This is a genomic window from Polynucleobacter necessarius (assembly GCF_900095175.1).
Classification (GTDB): domain Bacteria; phylum Pseudomonadota; class Gammaproteobacteria; order Burkholderiales; family Burkholderiaceae; genus Polynucleobacter; species Polynucleobacter necessarius_I.
On the sequence record NZ_LT606946.1, the window covers coordinates 1,748,580 to 1,764,725 of the forward strand.

The following is a 16,146-nucleotide window of genomic DNA, read 5'->3' on the forward strand; positions in this document are numbered from 1 at the left end:
ATCATGACAGTATCTCCGCAAATTCATTCGATTCAAATTGCTTCTCAAGCGGGCGAGTCGATGGTGCAGCTTACACAAGCCAATATCGTTGCCGGCAAAGGAATTGAGGGTGATCGCTACGCTCTGGGCATAGGCGCATTCTCTAAAACCAAACCCAAGATTCGACATATTTCTCTCATTGCGCTTTCTGGCATCGAGCATGCCAATCAACAGCTCCTTGCCAAGCAATATGCGGTTTTTAGTGAAAGTGATGCCCGCAGAAATCTTGTGATTAGTGGCATTTCTGCAAATGAGCTTAACGATCTGGTGGGTAAGATTTTCTATTTAGGTGGCCTTATGTTTAGGGGCACAGAATTGTGTGCGCCCTGCCAGCGACCAGCTAATCCACTCAAAAGACCCGATTTCATGAGTGCATTTGATAACAGAGGCGGTATTAGAGCAGAGGCGCTCGAGTCCGGATGCCTTATTCCTGGCGACCTCCTCCACCTTACAGAACCCGATCGAAGCTAACTCGATTTAATATTGCCATATGCCAACAACAACACTCTGCCTTATTCGCCATGGCGAAACCGCCTGGAATGCCGAAAGACGCTTGCAAGGCCATACCGATACCCCCCTAATCCCAAAGGTGTATTACAAGCACGCCAAATGGCTCAAGCACTTAAAGACATTAATCTCAAATTTGATATCTTGTATACCAGCGACTTGAAAAGAGCGGCTGATACGGCAAATGCAGTGGTCGAATTATTTGGAGTGGAAGCACAAGTCGATAGCGCTTTACGAGAGCGCAATTTTGGCGCACTTCAAGGACTCTCAATTACTGAAGCCCCTCTGCTGCAACCCGATATTTGGCAAGCGCATATTGCACGCGACTTAGATCATGATCTCGAAGGCGGTGAAAGTATTCAGCAGTTTGCAGTTCGTGTACAAAATGCCCTGGACAGAATCCAAGAGCGCCACGCTGGTAAAACTATTTTGGTGGTTAGTCATGGCGGCACACTCGACATGATGTATCGAATTGCCAGCAAGCAATCTCTCAATGCTGAGCGGATTGTCTCGGTACCAAATGCATCATTAAATTGGATTAGCCATGAAGAAGTGAATGGCTGGGCAGTAGAACAATGGGCGGATGCTCGCCACCTGAAAGGCCCTGCTCTAGAAAACGTTGACCTCTAAGTAAAAAGTCACCATCAGGTGACTTTTTACTTTGCAGAAATGATTTATTTTCTGATATGCGCGTGACGAGCAGCATCTTGTGACATACCCTCACCCTTTGGTTTGTCTTCAAGCGCTTCTTTTTCAGCAGTAATTTCTTTGCGGCGCTCTTTACAAGAACCAGCAATCTCTTGCAAAGCCTTACGAGCTCTAGCAGCAGAAGCTTTAATCCCTTTACCGTGGAACTTTTCATTCTCTGATTGGTATATTTCGAAAGCGGCAATTAATTTGTCATGATGGGACATATTTTTCCTTATGAATAATTGAAATAATCAGCTTAGAAGCACTTTAACCCAATATATCAAAATCACTACAATTTATTTCGTCCACCGATTAATAATTGCTTTTAATTTTTCTGGCCCCAGCTCAGAAAGATACAAATTAAAGTCATCCCTCAATTTGGAGCCTTTTTTAAAGGCAAATCCTAGATTATCAAACCCAACCACTTGGTAGCTGCTGCTCACCGGGAGATTTAATGATTTTTGATAACTCTGCAACATTACGCTGTCCACAAATACCAGGTCCACATTGCCATTTTGTAAGGCAATCAAGGCCTCTGCGGGTGATGGATATAGCTTTACTTGGTCTAAGGAGTAATACCCTTTTGGCTGCAGCACATTTTTTACATAATCATCAAAGACGCTGCCGGTGGGATAAGCAATAGTGTATTTTTTTAACTGAGATAAATCGGTAATCTTGATATGGCGATTTTGCAGGCCAATTAAATCCCAAGTACTAGTGAAATAGGGCTTGGAAAAATCTATCACTTCTTTGCGTTTATCTGTAATAGAGATGCCCGAAAAAGCAACGTCGGCCCGCCCACTAGTCACGGCACCCAACATGCCCAACCAATCGTATGCAGTCATTTTGAATGCACAGCCCCGTGACTTACAGTAGCCTTCAAATATCTCCAAATCTACGCCTGTATATTTACCATCTTTCTCAAAAAGCATTGGAGGGATAGAGGGTGATACGGCAACCTTAATTACATTAGACTGCTCCTCTTTAGAGCATGCACTAAAGATAAGTAGGCTTACCAATACAATTGAAATTAGGCGGGCTAGTCTCATGGTGTACTCCGAATTAAATTAGGGTGCGCCTAAAGAGTTAATTCACCTTCTTAATTTCTTTAATGCTATTGCCTTCGCCTAATAGCACAATCTTAGGGACATGTTTTGCAACCTCATCGTTGCCGATTTGTCCGTATGTACAAATAATCAGATGGTCGCCAACATGTGCTTTACGTGCAGCGGCGCCATTCAGAGAAACGATCCCAGAGCCACGCTTTGCTTTAATGATGTAAGTTGAGAAACGTTCGCCATTGTTAATGTTGTAAAGCTCGATCTTTTCGAACTCACGCATATCGGCAGCATCGAGTAAATCCTCATCGATTCCACAAGAGCCTTCGTAATGCAAATCCGCCTCTGTAACGGTTGCTCTGTGAATTTTTCCCAACAACATAATGCGATTCATACGATTTCCTCAAGAATTAAAAGCGCGCCTCTTCAAGCGATTTTAGTAGCTATCTTTCTATTTTCTCAAATTTATTTGAAATTACACTAGCAAAAAACCCCGCTTACACGGGGCTTTCTGTGTGGCTATTATCTACTAATTACTTAGCGCGGCTTTTTGCTGCCTTGGGAGCCTGACCAAATTGACCCTGCGCTGTCTTCATCGCTGTTTCTACGCTTTTCTCAAAGTTTGCGAATGCATCTTGAGTGGTTGAACGTACTTGATCAAAGTTTTGCATTGCTGTGTTGAATGCTGAGGTAAAGGCGCTTACATATGCCTCGGGACCAGCAGGCGCCTTTGAGGTTGCGGCCGCTACAAAGCTCTTCAAATCATCTTGTGATTGATCAATAGCGGCTTCCACAGCCTCAACCAATTCTTGATTTCCGCGGCGCAATACTGCAGCTACCTTTTTCTGATAAGCGGCAACCTCAGCAACTGCCTCTTGTACCTCTGGGCTTTGCAGGAGGTCTAAGGCTGCTTTGGCATCTTTGCCCTTTAACAATTCAGCGGCCTTAGCTTGCGCATTGGCTACGGCTTGTTGCGCTGCTTGGTAATTGATTTCTGCCAGTTCTTGAGCGTTCTCAAGAGCAGTTTGACCCAATGCGCGGGCGTTTTCTACGGATTTAGCTTGATTTTCTGCAAATTGATTTTTGAACATGATATTTCCTTTAAAGAGTTATTTGTTGCACTGCACCATATTAATAGCTTATTTTGGGCTTAGCAAGCGAATATTGTTGCAAAGCAACATATAATTCTGGCAGTTCAAGCAGTTTGTTACCAAAAGGCTTTAAACCTCGCTTTAGAGATGTTTTGCTTTATCTAGTTCAGAAATTAATAGTTATGTGCCGTAGATTCATTGTGCTTCTGCTTTTCTGCATGCCGCTGACCTACTCACGCGCAGAAAGTGTCTCCGAGTGGTTTCAAAATATGACAAATCATCTGGAGTCCATTTGGGATAAAGGCGGAAATGAGCTTTACATTCCCCTCTATACGTACCACATGCCTTATGCGTACTCCCAAGACAAGATCAATGAATACACCGAATATCCGATGGGCATTGGCTTTGGAAGAGGCTTAATAAACGAGAGTGGCAATTGGGAGGGTATTTATGGGATGACCTTCAAAGACTCACATGGAATTTATCAGTACATGGTCGGCTATGGCTGGATCCCTATGTGGAACATCGGCGATAGTCCTGACTGAAAGTATGGTGTTGGAGCAACTGCCTTCATCATGTCGCGCCAAGACATCATGAACTACATCCCCTTCCCTGGCGTACCCCCCATTGCCTCCATCAGCTACAAAGACCTCAGCATTCAGACTGCCTATGTGCCTGGTGGACAAAACGTCGGTAATGTTTTGTTCACTTGGGCTAAATACAATTTGCCCTAAATATAACTAAGCAGGATCACTATCGCTTGGAAAAATGGGGTAGTGAGTCGCTTCAATCACACCATGATTCACAATCAAAGTGATGCGCTTTAGCAAAGTCATTCCAGCAGCAACAAAAGTAGGCAGCTGCAATGCCCTCTGAAATTGATAATCCTCATCACTCAATACCGGAAACGGTAAATGCAAGCGATCCGCCATCTCCTTTTGGTATTCGGTAGATTGCACACTAAAGCCAACCACCTCTGCACCCAAATTACGTAACTCTTGATAGTGATCTCTAAACGAACAGCTTTACAGCTGTACACCCTCTTGCTCCTGGTCTGATCCCAGCCTTCTAGCAAAGCAACGTTCGGTTGACCTGTCATTGGGTAGCAGTAAATCACCAGGCGACCCTTACTCTCGCCAGGGTTAAATTGACTACGGGTGGTGGCATTCAAGACAATGGAAGGCAAGCGCATACCTACCAAATGATCGGCAGCACCATCATCCTGAGTAATAGGTATGTCGCTAGGCAATTGATGAAAATTGGTCATAGTCATATCTCTTTAAGCTAAGCTAAATATTACAGCTTGCATGCCGTCTTTTGCGAAGGCCTTCTCTGGGAAACTGTTTCAGCCATAGACTCAAACTGTCGATGCACAATATTTTTGATAAAGAAATCGATTATTGCTGATGGCACCATCGAATTTGGCTCAACTTGTGCATCGTATTTAAAGATGGCGGAATCTTTCTCAGGTGACAGCCTCCAACTTCCTTTGTAATATTTTGTGTCTCCACTGAGCTGCTCAAATAGCAATGCTTTGTTAGGAAACTCTAGGTACTCCAACTCGGAGCGCATCTCAAAGGGGATGAATAAAATTCTTTCTTCGAGCAAGCGGGCCACCTTCACTTTATTTCCAGATCTAGAGATTACTTTTGAATCCACTATTCCAGGCAAACTCTTAGCACCCTCATAATCAGTAATAAATGCAAAGGCTTCGCATGGAGTGATTGGCGCCTCATAGCTTGCATTCACTTGAAAGCGATCGCCCGCCCTAGTGACGGCAACCTTTAAGTCATAAGAATTAGATGCCTCTTGTGCAATCACAATACCGGATGCTGCAATCAGAAAACAGCTGAGAAGTCGCTTCATGCCAATAGTGTAGAGGCTAATAAGACTGCTTAACGCTCATCACCAAGAAGAATTCGGCCCTTATTCCGCTGCTGAACGCATTAACCTCAAGAGTTCAACATCATGCTCGGGTAAGCCGTCCAATACGCTGGTGAGGCTTGGCATCTTAGCAATAATTTCCTTTGCCAAGAAAAAGCACATTGACCATGCAGGAAAACTTCTTTCTTCAATTTCCTCCAGCTTCAATAAGCGCACTTGATGATGACGAGGATCTCGCTGAATTTTTTCCCATATTTTCATGACCTCCGTGCGAGGCCCCTCTAATATTTGGCCAAAATGTTGATTCTCGTAAAAGAGCACTCCCGATAAGCCTAATTTTTGATTGAGTTGTGCAGCTTGATCGGTAAGGCGCATCAATGCCAAGACGCCCATATCCTGCGTTGCCTTGCTGATATAGCTCACAGAAATTAATTGGGACTTGCTCATCTTGTTATCTTAGGATTGAATCTAGCTAATCATAGATATTAGCTTTTGATATGGCTTCAATCAATGCTGACTTACCCGCAAGGCTCAGGGCTGCAGATAAGCCATTAAGAGCGTCTCCACTCCATGTAACCTGCTTAGTTATCTAACAATTAGATTAATAAGTTCATATTAATTCATTAGACAAATCAATTGATTGAGAACAGGATGACTTCATCGCAACACAAAAGGAAGGGAGTTAAAAATGGAAATTCAAAATAGATTGGATGGAATTGCAGAAGGCTTGCGCTTCCTCAAACATCAATATGAAAGCGACTTGCTACAAATATTGAAGCCAGAGACCGTCAAAAGAGGTTGATTATGAACATTCTTATCGTATTCATGGCTGGTGAGTAACTGGCTCAGCCAAACCCGAACAAATAATTGCTTTATCAGTTAACCTAAGTTGGTCAGGTTACTAAACCATAAATGATTTACCTACAAGGAGATTTAAATGACATCACAAGGAATGTGCCCAGTTGCTCACGGGGCTAATACTGAATCCAGCAATACCCCAATGACATGGTGGCCAAAATCACTTAACCTCGATATTCTTCATCAGCAAGATACAAAGACAAACCCGATGGGGCCGTCTTTTAGCTACCGAGATGAGTTGAAAAAACTCGATGTAGGCGCACTCAAGCAAGACATGAAAGACCTGCTGCTCAACAGTCAAGACTGGTGGCCTGCAGACTGGGGCCACTACGGCGGCCTCATGATTCGTATGGCTTGGCACTCTGCCGGCAGCTATCGAATTGCAGATGGTCGCGGTGGTGCTGGCACAGGCAATCAACGCTTTGCCCCATTAAATTCTTGGCCAGATAATGCGAACCTAGATAAAGCGCGGCGCCTCTTGTGGCCTATCAAAAAGAAATATAGCAATAAAGTAAGTTGGGCTGACCTCATGATCTTGGCTGGCACTATCGCCTACGAATCTATGGGGCTCAAAACATTTGGCTTCTCATTTGGCCGCGAGGATATTTGGCACCCAGAAAAAGATATCTATTGGGGATCAGAAAAAGAATGGCTCCAAAAAAGTGGTGGCGAAGGAAGTCGCTATTCCGGTCAACGTGACTTAAGCAATCCATTGGCAGCGGTGATGATGGGCTTGATCTATGTAAACCCAGAAGGCGTAGATGGCAATCCAGATCCCTTGAAAACTGCTCAAGACATTCGGGTCACTTTTGCTCGCATGGCTATGAATGATGAAGAGACTGTTGCACTAACTGCTGGTGGACATGCTGTTGGCAAAGCACACGGTAACGGGAATGCGGCCAACCTTGGTCCTGCACCAGAGGGCGCACCGATTGATGAGCAATGTCTTGGCTGGATGAATCATAAAACTCGTGGTGTTGGTAGAGATACTGTCACCAGCGGAATTGAAGGGGCCTGGACAACAAACCCAACCCAGTGGGATAACGGCTATTTCCACTTACTCCTCAGCTATGAATGGAAGTTGACTAAGAGCCCAGCAGGAGCTTGGCAATACGAACCAATCAATATCAAAGAAGAAGACAAGCCAGTCGATGTTGAGGATGCCTCTATTCGCTGCATGCCAATGATGACAGATGCGGATATGGCGATGAAGATGGATCCAGAATATCGCAAGATCTCAGAAAAATTCTATAAGGATCAAGCTTATTTCTCTGAAACTTTTGCACGCGCTTGGTTCAAGTTAACTCATCGCGACATGGGACCAAAAGCGAGATACTTCGGACCAGATGTTCCTAAGGAAGATTTGATTTGGCAAGATCCCGTGCCAGCAGGTTCAAAAGACTATGGTGTCGAAGCCGTAAAAACAAAGATCAAGGCTAGCGGCTTATCGATTAGTGATCTAGTAACAACTGCCTGGGATAGCGCTCGCACTTATCGTGGGTCCGATAAACGCGGCGGTGCAAATGGCGCACGCATTCGTCTGGCACCTCAAAAAGACTGGGCAGGAAATGAGCCAGAACGTTTGACAAGAGTGCTCTCCATCTACGAAAAAATTGCCAAAGAGTCAGTCATCAGTATTGCTGACACTATCGTGCTTGGCGGCAATATCGGCATTGAACAAGCTGCCAAAGCTGGAGGGTTTGACGTAAAAGTGCCATTCACTCCAGGTCGTGGTGATGCAACTCAAGAAATGACAGGCGTAGAGTCATTTGAAGTTCTTGAGCCGCTGGCAGACGGCTATCGCAACTGGTTAAAAGAAAACTACGTTGTCACGTCAGAAGAAATGCTCTTAGACCGTACACAGTTGATGGGACTCACTGCTCAGGAGATGACTGCACTAGTTGGCGGTATGCGGGTTATGGGAGCAAACTATGGTGGAGCTAAACATGGCGTATTCACAGAAAGAGAAGGTGCATTAAGCAATGACTTCTTCGTTAATCTAACTGATATGAATTACCAGTGGAAACCTACCGGTCGCAATAGCTACGATATTGTTGAGCGCAATACAGGAAAGACCAAATGGACCGCTACTCGAGTTGATCTGGTCTTTGGCTCTAACTCTATCCTGCGTGCCTACGCAGAAGTATATGCACAAGATGACAACAAAGAAAAGCTTGTAAATGACTTTGTTGCAGCCTGGATAAAGGTAATGAATGCAGATATTGCAAATTAATTACCGAGGTTAAGCCGTTTGATAAAGGGGCAAATTTTTGCCCCTTTCTTTTTTCTAATTTAATTGATAACAGTTTTTATAGTTTTTTCATTTATATAGCAAATTGTTCTCTTTCGCCTTCCTAAGATCATGGGCTTATTCAAGAAATTGATTTCTAGCCAACACACATTACTATACTGAGACATTACTATTTCTGATATGCGAGTGATCACGCCATGGACTTAATCGCAATTGTTGCCTCCCTCGGCCTATTGATGTTGCTCGCTTATCGCGGTATGAGCGTGTTGATTTTGGCGCCAGTCATGGCTCTCTTAGCGGTACTGCTGAGTGGCAACCCCGGTGATCTATTACCCGTTTATACCCAAGTATTTATGAAGGCCATGGGCGGCTATCTCATTCAATACTTCCCACTCTTCTTGCTAGGTTCTGTATTTGGTAAGCTGATGGAATCTTCAGGCTATGCACTAGTGATCGCAAATGGTATTACTCAAAAACTAGGTTCTCAGCATGCCCTTTTGGCGGTGGTCTTAGCTTGTGCTATTTTGACGTATGGCGGCGTATCTCTATTTGTGGTCGCATTCATGATGTATCCGATTGGCAAGTCACTATTTGAACGCTCAGCCATCTCACTCAATCTTCTTCCCGGCGCAATTGCTCTTGGTGCATTCACCTTCACCATGACAGCTCTCCCTGGAACACCGTCTGTACAAAACTCAATTCCAAGTCCTTTCTTTGGAACAGATGCATTTGCAGCACCGGGCTTGGGCTTGATTGCTAGCTGCGTCATGCTAGGTTTTGGTACGGTGTGGCTCAATCGTCAGAAACGTTTACTCGGCAAAATACCTGCTAAGCAAGAAGATATGGCAGTGGATTTTCAGACATCAGAAAAAATGTCGGATGACTCCAAAAATATTTCATTTCAGTTGGCTATTGTGCCCATTTTGCTGATGGGCCTGACTAACCTGTTAATGGCCAAATGGTTTTTGCCCAACTGGCACCCTGAGTTTTTGCACAACAATACCTTTGGCATCACCTCGCTCTCATCCCTTGCTGGAATCTGGGCCATCATCATTGCCTTAACCGTGGGCATTTTGTTTATTTATGCGCTGCAAGCGGTTGTCGCCAAACAAACTGCAAGGGCAAATGAGGCAATTAATCAGGGCTCCATTGGCTCCATGCTGCCAATTTTGAATACAGCGTCAGAAGTTGGATATGGCTCAGTGATTGCAAGCTTAGGCGGATTTATTCTGATTCGCGAATTTGTTCTCAGCATTGCGCCTGGTAACCCTCTCATTAGTGAAGCTGTTGCCGTTAATGCGCTAGCGGGCATTACAGGCTCTGCGTCTGGCGGCATGTCTATCGCCCTACAGACACTTGGCGCCGACTACTTAGCCAAGGCAGTTGCCCTCGGAATCAGTCCCGAGATCCTTCACCGAATTGCTGTAATGGCCTCAGGCTGCATGGATACGCTTCCCCACAATGGCGCTGTGATTACTCTGCTTGGCATTTGCCAACTTACTCACCGAGAAGGTTATCGCTACATTGCAATGGTAACTATTGTTTTCCCGTTACTTGCGTTGGTTCTAGTGATTACTCTAGCCTCGTTCTTTGGCAGCTTTTGAGCGGGCTGCCCGTTCAATGGCTCGCAATATCCACTAAATAACCTCTAGAACCTTACTTAAAGAATTGCCTTCATAGTTTGGCTTCTCACCAATTTCCTCAAAAGGGTGTCCAAGGCGATTAACCCAAAATATATCAAATCCAAACCACTTTGCGCCTAGCGCATCCCAAGCGTTGCTTGACACAAATAGAATTTCTTCTTTTTTGACTGGAAATGCTTTTAATAAAAGCTCATAAGCTTGTGGGGCCGTCTTAAATAACCGTATATCTTCAACCGTGATAACTTGATCCAAATAGGGCATCAAACCATTGCTCTTAACTACTGTTGCCAGCATCTCTCTGCTGCCGTTAGACAAAATGGCCGTTGGTATTCCTTTGCTTTTTACTGTCTTGAGGACGGTTAGGCTATCTTCAAAACCAGTGAGCTTTGCATACTGACCCATCAAGCACTTCTCATCGTCCTGGGTGAGATTTAAGTTCATACGCTTGCAAACGTAATGTAATGAGCGAACTGTTAACTCCCAAAAGGGGAGATAGTGCTTGCTGCCACTAGGATTGGGGTCACTCATAGTGACGAGGCGTGTGTATTCAATTTAGCGGTCTCGCCACATTAACGCGAAGGCTTGGCCATTACCCGGAAATAACGCTTCCGCCAACTCTCCCATGGAATAAACATCAAACAATGTGCCGTAAGCATCAAAGGCTATGGGCTTATACATGAAGTCTCCTCATTATTGGTATTTGCTTGTATTGCCGTTTAAAACGGCGCCGTCTGATGATGTCTTATCCAAGCCCTGATTCACTAAAAGCATCTCTTATGTAGACAGGAAGATCTATTGATGGCGGCCTAAAGCCTGACTGATAAAGCATATCTTCAATATGGCCTCATAAACAATATCCCCAATTTTCTGGGCCACTCCATCGGGATATTGCTTACCTAAATCTATTCGCACAAATGGCATCTTTAGATCTCTTATTTTTTACATTGTCCAAGCAATGATTGCCTATACAGCACCAGTGTATTCACCACGCGCTGGATAATCTTTGGCCAAGGCAAAATCAATTGCGCCCAATAGGTCGGTGAAATTAGGGCGTGCGAAAGGCATCGTTTGGACAGCGCCGTAATAAAGCGAAGTGTCCGGTCTTACGATAAAGACTGCTGGCTCAGAGAATAAGGCAGGTTCTTCTATTCCAATTGACGTTAAACCGCGTGAGGTGCTGATATACATGCCCCATTGACGCGCAACATTCAAGCTTAATCCATAGCCCATTCGCAATTCAGGGGCGTTGAGTTTTTCAGCCATTTGCTCTGCGCGCTCTTTAGTATCGCTAGAGATGGCAATAACTTTAACGTCACGTTTTTCAAACTCGGGAACTAAACGCGCCAACTCCAACAGATACTTCATACATATTGGGCAATGAAGACCGCGATAAAACACTATTAATGTGAAATTCTCGGCAGCATCATTGGACGTATCAAAAGTGCCATGATGCAAGGTAGGGACGCTTAATGCAGGAGTAGTTTGACGGGGTATCAGCACAGAAAGCCTCTTCTTAAAAAGTTATGAATTTTGATTATTACTGATTAAATGCAACAATGTGTCCATATTTATTTGCTTTTAGTACAAATATGCCCACCCCAAATCTAGATCGACTATCCGCCCTCTTGCAGGGACTCGCCCCCGAGTCTCACTTAATGAGCGGCCCGTCGGCTTTGGTTTGCATATTTTGGTTGATGAACATCCGCAAAAACCAAGCCCCTCTCTTGAGAATATGGCATTACTCGTCTGCCCAGCCCCTGATGATATGGTTTTGCCGCCGCATACAAAGAAGTGGATGAGTTTTGAGGTGGAGCTAGATGGGCCATTGGCGCCTATATTTTTATCGGAGTTTTCAGAGCAGCTCTTCATTAACCTAGACAATGCAGATGCCTCACTCACTCAAATTGTGCGCTTAATTTCAAGTGAAATGGCTGCTACCAGATGCGGTCGGCCTTTATTAATTAATCGTGCTGGAGATATTTTGCTGATTGGCTTACTGAGGCATTTGGTTGCTCGGCCACAAAAAACTACCGGTCTATTTAGTGCGTTAGCCAATCCAAGAATTGCCAGAACACTTGTTGCCATCCATGAGGATGCATCCAAGAACTGGTCTCTAGAAATTCTTGCTCTAGAAGCGGGAATGTCACGTACATCGTATGCATATCAATTTAAGCGGCTGATGCAAATAACACCCGGTAAATATATAGAATGGATTCGGCTGAATTTAGCGCGGCGACTCATTGTTAACGGCATGGGCCTAAAGCAGGCAGCGCATCATACAGGCTATTCAAGTGCATCTACTCTCTCGCGCGCACTGAGCCGCCGATCAACTAAAGATCAATGGCCTAGAGCATAGAAGAAATTAGATTTCCTTTCCAATCATTTTCTGTCTTGATATTGGCAATTCCAGACCAACCACGATAAAAGAGCAAGGCCGTATATGCTTGTGTGAAAGGCTTAAGCAATATCGCCCTTTGAACAACTGGAGATTTTGAGAAAACCCCAGACTCTCTTCCGACATCCACTTCCAGAAGAATGGGGGTCATTGCTTGGGCGGTTGCAGAGCCAAAACAAAAGAAAGCGCAGACGCTTAATAGCGCCATTTCATTTTTTATCCCCAGACTTACATATGAATAGACTTCACCAACCTTGAAACTCTATCTTATTTTTGAGGAATTTCATAAAACCCACAAATGAAAAAACCACCCGAAGGTGGTTTTCAGAGAGCGGCGCAATCCTCGAGAATTCAGCAGTGTACCTCATACATACTCCAATTACTTATCAAACTTCACAGAGACACCGCTAGCGCTAAGATTTAATTGCAGCCCTTCAGAGGTGCCTGTTAAGCGCATGATTACACCATTCTCGTTCTTCAGAATAGTTCCGCCAACACCACCACCCAAGGTAATGCTGCTCTCGAGTTTAGTAAACGTTCCTGGAAACTTTGATAGCTCACTCAAGTCATAAACTTCACCAGAAGCAGATAACTTGGATACGCCCACATTAGCGCCTAGGCTCATGCCACCAATCTTGAAGGGGTATTTTTTTCCTTGGTAGGTCAACACACCACCGCCAGTGCTTCCACCAATAATTAAAGCGAACTGGGTTTCATTAATGCTGACCGTGCCAGATGGCTTCTTAGGCGCATCTGCAGCGCTAGCACCGAAACTTAAGACAGCTAGCCCCAAAATTAAAAAAGATAGGGCTTTACGAATATTTGTAATATAACTTCTCCACTGGTTGCAACCTTTAAATCTGGATTGCGTAATTAGCAATATTACTATTTAAAGCTTACTCTAGTTAAGCAAGCATTACAAATCATCAGGGCCAACCTTATCCAACCAGCTTATACAGAGTCCACCCCAAGTTCAATATAGCCAATGTAATCAACGTAGCAAATGTAAACTTCATTCCCAAAATGCGCTTACTGAAATCTGGTGGTGGCTCATTAATGCCTACAGCATGAATTAAGCGTCCGATAATTAAAGCGATGCCTGGAATGGCAACCAACCACCAAGGCGCACCATTCAACTCTAGACAAGCAATCAAAATGATTCCGAATGGCACGTATTCGGCAAAGTTTCCTTGGGCACGAATCGCCCTCTCAAGATCATCATGACCCCCGCTTCCCAGGCCACACTTGTTCTTTCTTCTAAGCCCAATGACCGCAAATGAGAGTTTGATAAAGATGATGGTTAATACAGAAGCAATGATTGAGGTGACTAATAGCATTTAGAGCTCCCGGGAGAATTCCTAGATATTAATCAGAAAAAGAAAAAACCGCCCGAGGGTGGTTTTAGTATTTCTTGGTAGCTCGGGGCGGAATCTACCAAGGCCTTAGGAGATCTTATGCAACTCTAGGCTATCTCTAGCTGTCGCCCACAACTGCCTCATCTGAACCTTTTATTTTGCGATAAGTGCGCATCATATCCATCATTACAGCGGTGCTCCAAGCAAAGCAAAAAAGACTGCTCATTGAAAGAACCACAGCAAGAATGCGATATCTACTTGGCAGATTTGAAACAGCCTGCTCAGATCCAATCGTTGTGTATATGCCACCAATCACAACAATAGCGTGATCAATACTTGTTGCCACTCCATGCATTAAACCCAAGAGAGATAGTATGCCAATCTCACTTAAATGAATCAACGCTAGTGCAGATAAGCCCATAAAGAAAAAAATTTCCATTCGGAAATATTGCTTCTTAGCAATCAATTTATTCGCGTGTCGATGGTACATAGATTGTGCGGCCCACAAACATAAACCGTGATACACAATCAATACGAAAAACACGACAATAAAGCCTATCAATAGGCCAAAAGAAGATAAGTCACCAATTGAAATGTCCTTCATTTTGAGCGCCCAATTAATACCGTTCGGTTAACTTTTACAACCTGTTAGATGGATTGTATCTAGCACCGAAACCAACCGTGGAGTAATTTTGATGACGCATTTGGAGCCGTGCGCCCCAAACGAAAAACCACCCGAAGATGGTTTTAGTGTTTCTTGGTGGCCCGGGGCGGAATCGACCAGGGCCTAGGATCGCTGACGCTACCTGTAGGCTTGGTAGATAGTGGATTTGCTATTAAATCCAATTAATAAAACATCGTAGGGATCTTTTCTCCCCCTATATTCAGGACCACCCATACTCGGGGAGCCCACTGGCATAGCAGGAACAGCAAGTCCAACCGCCTTGGGCCGTTCTGCCAGCAGCCGCTTAATTTCTTTAGCAGGCACATGACCTTCAATCGCGTACCCACCAATTAATGCGGTGTGACAAGAGCCAAATTGGATAGGCATTCCCAACTTCTTGCGAATCTCATCATTGCCATCTGTATAAGTCTTAACAGCAAAGCCATTCTTTTCAACATGTTCAGCCCAATCTTTACAACAGCCGCAAGTAGGACTCTTCCACATAGTAATCACAGGTTTTTCAGTGACCGCAAAACTTAGCGTAGACAATAAAACCAATCCTAAAGAAATAAGTCTTCTTTGTTGATTTATTAGTTTCATCTTTTAACCATCACTTTCTTAAAGTAGAGATTGCCCTTACGGGCAATCCCCTGATTAATGATTGTGCCCTTGGGTATTCATTGGCATGTTTTGTTTCATTTGGCCGTTACCCATCATTTGCTGATGTTGCTTCGCCATCTTTTCATGCTCTTCGGGATGACAGAACTCATGACTATCAGCACCAGAACTCATTTGATGAGAACTAGCTCCCTTGTAACCAAGAATGGATGGATCAAGCATGCCTGCGATCATGGCGATATGGCCGAACACCAAAAACAAGGCAACACAGATCGCATGAATCTTTAACTTACCCATTTGATCTAGCGCCCGATTAACCAAACCGAACTCTTGTAGGGCAATCCAAATCAGGGGTAAACCAGCGACAACATAAGTACTCACAGCAATCACATCAATCACCGTTCTCCACTCGCCTGTCTGTGTAATAGGAATAATGGCGTTAGTCACAATGTAGTAAATGATGCCTATAAAGTAAACGCCAACAGCTATCCCAGAAAAGCGGTTGAGGTAATAAATAGCGCCATCAAACTTACGAGTAAAGAGCAGGTATAACTCAGTGATAGCTAAGGTTTCGGCCAAAACAATTGGTATGGCCATAAAGATTATTAAATTCCATGGCTGGTTAACAGCCAGCAACTCCATGTAGTGAGTCATGTTCATTGTGTTTCTCCAAAATATAAGCGTGACTAGGCGTCACAAATCAAGCTAACTTGTATTACGAAATTAGCTTAGACTTTTGGAGGTTTATAGATGAAGTTAATCATTGGCTGAAGAACCAATGATGAGCCCTTTAAAGGCGGAGCTTGGGTGGAGCCTGCCGATAACTCAATACTCAATATTGGAATAACAACCAAACCTAAACAGCACTGATAACCGTCGCCATGGCAGGGTTGATTAGTATTTGTATCGTGAGAATTACTTGCCACCTCATCACAATGATGGGCTAAGTTATCAGTAACAGTAACTTGAGGCTGATGTGCCGATAAGTTCATAGGCATCACTGCCGCATGAATCAAGCTGGCAAATAGACTAAAGCAAAGGGCGATAAATATCCTACTCATGTTTCCATTCTATGCCCATTTGCTAGATTTGT

At 44.2% G+C, this 16,146-nt stretch carries 21 protein-coding genes and 2 pseudogenes; 6 read left to right on the plus strand and 17 right to left on the minus strand.

All coding sequences use genetic code 11. The features are described from left to right. Positions 1-3 precede the first annotated feature (3 nt). Both DXE44_RS09090 and DXE44_RS09095 read left to right on the plus strand, forming a co-directional pair. Positions 4-510, plus strand: coding sequence for an MOSC domain-containing protein (locus DXE44_RS09090; RefSeq protein ID WP_114654419.1), 507 nt, complete (start codon positions 4-6; stop codon positions 508-510). A gap of 19 nt (positions 511-529) precedes the next feature. Next, positions 530-1,176, plus strand: a pseudogene (locus DXE44_RS09095) (histidine phosphatase family protein). Positions 1,177-1,220: 44 nt separating this feature from the next. Here DXE44_RS09095 and DXE44_RS09100 read toward each other — a convergent pair. From DXE44_RS09100 to DXE44_RS09115, 4 genes are all read right to left on the minus strand, one after another. Beyond that, positions 1,221-1,460 carry a hypothetical protein gene (locus DXE44_RS09100; protein WP_114654149.1) on the minus strand — a complete coding sequence of 80 codons (240 nt, stop codon included), beginning with the start codon at positions 1,458-1,460 and terminating at the stop codon, positions 1,221-1,223. Between the two features lie 72 nt (positions 1,461-1,532). Continuing rightward, entirely contained in the window at positions 1,533-2,285 is a 753-nt protein-coding gene (locus DXE44_RS09105; protein ID WP_114654150.1) for a transporter substrate-binding domain-containing protein, read from the minus strand. 37 nt (positions 2,286-2,322) lie between these two features. Then, positions 2,323-2,688 carry an aspartate 1-decarboxylase gene (gene panD, locus DXE44_RS09110; protein ID WP_114654151.1) on the minus strand — a complete coding sequence of 122 codons (366 nt, stop codon included), beginning with the start codon at positions 2,686-2,688 and terminating at the stop codon, positions 2,323-2,325. A 139-nt stretch (positions 2,689-2,827) separates the two neighbouring features. Then, positions 2,828-3,385, minus strand: coding sequence for a phasin family protein (locus tag DXE44_RS09115; protein ID WP_114654152.1), 558 nt, complete (start codon positions 3,383-3,385; stop codon positions 2,828-2,830). A 269-nt stretch (positions 3,386-3,654) separates the two neighbouring features. Here DXE44_RS09115 and pagP point away from each other — a divergent pair. After that, positions 3,655-4,119 (plus strand): annotated as a pseudogene (gene pagP / locus DXE44_RS10825) (lipid IV(A) palmitoyltransferase PagP). A gap of 6 nt (positions 4,120-4,125) precedes the next feature. Here the strand turns inward: pagP and DXE44_RS10830 are convergent. The 3 genes from DXE44_RS10830 to DXE44_RS09140 form a co-directional block, all read right to left on the minus strand. Continuing rightward, complete coding sequence (locus tag DXE44_RS10830) at positions 4,126-4,371, minus strand: redoxin family protein (RefSeq protein WP_231970641.1); 246 nt, start codon at positions 4,369-4,371, stop codon at positions 4,126-4,128. A 310-nt stretch (positions 4,372-4,681) separates the two neighbouring features. After that, entirely contained in the window at positions 4,682-5,251 is a 570-nt protein-coding gene (locus DXE44_RS09135) for an SRPBCC family protein (RefSeq protein WP_114654155.1), read from the minus strand. Positions 5,252-5,311: 60 nt separating this feature from the next. Further along, positions 5,312-5,716 carry a BLUF domain-containing protein gene (locus DXE44_RS09140; RefSeq protein WP_114654156.1) on the minus strand — a complete coding sequence of 135 codons (405 nt, stop codon included), beginning with the start codon at positions 5,714-5,716 and terminating at the stop codon, positions 5,312-5,314. Positions 5,717-6,206: 490 nt separating this feature from the next. Between DXE44_RS09140 and katG the strand changes: the two genes are divergently transcribed. Together katG and DXE44_RS09150 are read left to right on the plus strand one after the other, a co-directional pair. Then, positions 6,207-8,360 carry a catalase/peroxidase HPI gene (gene katG, locus DXE44_RS09145; protein ID WP_114654157.1) on the plus strand — a complete coding sequence of 718 codons (2,154 nt, stop codon included), beginning with the start codon at positions 6,207-6,209 and terminating at the stop codon, positions 8,358-8,360. Positions 8,361-8,575: 215 nt separating this feature from the next. Further along, entirely contained in the window at positions 8,576-9,982 is a 1,407-nt protein-coding gene (locus DXE44_RS09150) for a GntP family permease (protein ID WP_114654158.1), read from the plus strand. 33 nt (positions 9,983-10,015) lie between these two features. On the opposite strand, the gene DXE44_RS09155 is transcribed toward DXE44_RS09150, so the two are convergent. The 3 genes from DXE44_RS09155 to DXE44_RS09165 all read right to left on the minus strand — a co-directional run bounded on the left by DXE44_RS09155 (position 10,016) and on the right by DXE44_RS09165 (position 11,521). Continuing rightward, on the minus strand, positions 10,016-10,573 hold the full coding sequence (locus DXE44_RS09155) for a haloacid dehalogenase type II (protein ID WP_331851862.1): 558 nt from the start codon (positions 10,571-10,573) through the stop codon (positions 10,016-10,018). Then, positions 10,574-10,699, minus strand: coding sequence for an HAD family hydrolase (locus DXE44_RS11255; RefSeq protein WP_331851848.1), 126 nt, complete (start codon positions 10,697-10,699; stop codon positions 10,574-10,576). A gap of 285 nt (positions 10,700-10,984) precedes the next feature. Beyond that, on the minus strand, positions 10,985-11,521 hold the full coding sequence (locus tag DXE44_RS09165) for a peroxiredoxin-like family protein (protein WP_114654159.1): 537 nt from the start codon (positions 11,519-11,521) through the stop codon (positions 10,985-10,987). Between the two features lie 232 nt (positions 11,522-11,753). Here DXE44_RS09165 and DXE44_RS09170 point away from each other — a divergent pair, with 232 nt between their 5' ends. Next, positions 11,754-12,377 carry a helix-turn-helix transcriptional regulator gene (locus DXE44_RS09170; protein WP_162785908.1) on the plus strand — a complete coding sequence of 208 codons (624 nt, stop codon included), beginning with the start codon at positions 11,754-11,756 and terminating at the stop codon, positions 12,375-12,377. Here the strand turns inward: DXE44_RS09170 and DXE44_RS09175 are convergent. The 7 genes from DXE44_RS09175 to DXE44_RS09205 form a co-directional block, all read right to left on the minus strand. Further along, positions 12,367-12,567 (minus strand): hypothetical protein, encoded by a 201-nt coding sequence (locus DXE44_RS09175; RefSeq protein WP_231970642.1) that lies wholly within the window; start codon positions 12,565-12,567, stop codon positions 12,367-12,369. The two genes, DXE44_RS09170 and DXE44_RS09175, sit on opposite strands and share 11 nt — an antisense overlap. A gap of 228 nt (positions 12,568-12,795) precedes the next feature. Continuing rightward, positions 12,796-13,296 (minus strand): DUF1134 domain-containing protein, encoded by a 501-nt coding sequence (locus DXE44_RS09180; RefSeq protein ID WP_231970643.1) that lies wholly within the window; start codon positions 13,294-13,296, stop codon positions 12,796-12,798. Between the two features lie 58 nt (positions 13,297-13,354). Then, positions 13,355-13,753 (minus strand): MAPEG family protein, encoded by a 399-nt coding sequence (locus DXE44_RS09185; protein WP_114654162.1) that lies wholly within the window; start codon positions 13,751-13,753, stop codon positions 13,355-13,357. 136 nt (positions 13,754-13,889) lie between these two features. Further along, positions 13,890-14,375, minus strand: coding sequence for a hypothetical protein (locus DXE44_RS09190; RefSeq protein ID WP_114654163.1), 486 nt, complete (start codon positions 14,373-14,375; stop codon positions 13,890-13,892). Positions 14,376-14,573: 198 nt separating this feature from the next. Beyond that, entirely contained in the window at positions 14,574-15,035 is a 462-nt protein-coding gene (locus DXE44_RS09195) for a DUF411 domain-containing protein (protein ID WP_114654164.1), read from the minus strand. A 54-nt stretch (positions 15,036-15,089) separates the two neighbouring features. Continuing rightward, positions 15,090-15,713, minus strand: coding sequence for a DUF6803 family protein (locus tag DXE44_RS09200; RefSeq protein ID WP_197712878.1), 624 nt, complete (start codon positions 15,711-15,713; stop codon positions 15,090-15,092). Between the two features lie 68 nt (positions 15,714-15,781). Next, entirely contained in the window at positions 15,782-16,114 is a 333-nt protein-coding gene (locus DXE44_RS09205; RefSeq protein WP_162785909.1) for a hypothetical protein, read from the minus strand. Positions 16,115-16,146: the final 32 nt, after the last annotated feature.

What these genes read in the sequence shown, in the direction of transcription:
- DXE44_RS09090 (WP_114654419.1), top strand. Translation starts at nt 4, where the DNA reads ATGACAGTATCTCCGCAAATTCATTCGATTCAAATTGCTTCTCAAGCG.
- DXE44_RS09100 (WP_114654149.1), bottom strand. Translation starts at nt 1,460, where the DNA reads ATGTCCCATCATGACAAATTAATTGCCGCTTTCGAAATATACCAATCA.
- DXE44_RS09105 (WP_114654150.1), bottom strand. Translation starts at nt 2,285, where the DNA reads ATGAGACTAGCCCGCCTAATTTCAATTGTATTGGTAAGCCTACTTATC.
- panD (WP_114654151.1), bottom strand. Translation starts at nt 2,688, where the DNA reads ATGAATCGCATTATGTTGTTGGGAAAAATTCACAGAGCAACCGTTACA.
- DXE44_RS09115 (WP_114654152.1), bottom strand. Translation starts at nt 3,385, where the DNA reads ATGTTCAAAAATCAATTTGCAGAAAATCAAGCTAAATCCGTAGAAAAC.
- DXE44_RS09135 (WP_114654155.1), bottom strand. Translation starts at nt 5,251, where the DNA reads ATGAAGCGACTTCTCAGCTGTTTTCTGATTGCAGCATCCGGTATTGTG.
- DXE44_RS09140 (WP_114654156.1), bottom strand. Translation starts at nt 5,716, where the DNA reads ATGAGCAAGTCCCAATTAATTTCTGTGAGCTATATCAGCAAGGCAACG.
- katG (WP_114654157.1), top strand. Translation starts at nt 6,207, where the DNA reads ATGACATCACAAGGAATGTGCCCAGTTGCTCACGGGGCTAATACTGAA.
- DXE44_RS09150 (WP_114654158.1), top strand. Translation starts at nt 8,576, where the DNA reads ATGGACTTAATCGCAATTGTTGCCTCCCTCGGCCTATTGATGTTGCTC.
- DXE44_RS11255 (WP_331851848.1), bottom strand. Translation starts at nt 10,699, where the DNA reads ATGTATAAGCCCATAGCCTTTGATGCTTACGGCACATTGTTTGATGTT.
- DXE44_RS09170 (WP_162785908.1), top strand. Translation starts at nt 11,754, where the DNA reads ATGGCATTACTCGTCTGCCCAGCCCCTGATGATATGGTTTTGCCGCCG.
- DXE44_RS09175 (WP_231970642.1), bottom strand. Translation starts at nt 12,567, where the DNA reads ATGACCCCCATTCTTCTGGAAGTGGATGTCGGAAGAGAGTCTGGGGTT.
- DXE44_RS09185 (WP_114654162.1), bottom strand. Translation starts at nt 13,753, where the DNA reads ATGCTATTAGTCACCTCAATCATTGCTTCTGTATTAACCATCATCTTT.
- DXE44_RS09190 (WP_114654163.1), bottom strand. Translation starts at nt 14,375, where the DNA reads ATGAAGGACATTTCAATTGGTGACTTATCTTCTTTTGGCCTATTGATA.
- DXE44_RS09195 (WP_114654164.1), bottom strand. Translation starts at nt 15,035, where the DNA reads ATGAAACTAATAAATCAACAAAGAAGACTTATTTCTTTAGGATTGGTT.
- DXE44_RS09200 (WP_197712878.1), bottom strand. Translation starts at nt 15,713, where the DNA reads ATGAACATGACTCACTACATGGAGTTGCTGGCTGTTAACCAGCCATGG.
- DXE44_RS09205 (WP_162785909.1), bottom strand. Translation starts at nt 16,114, where the DNA reads ATGAGTAGGATATTTATCGCCCTTTGCTTTAGTCTATTTGCCAGCTTG.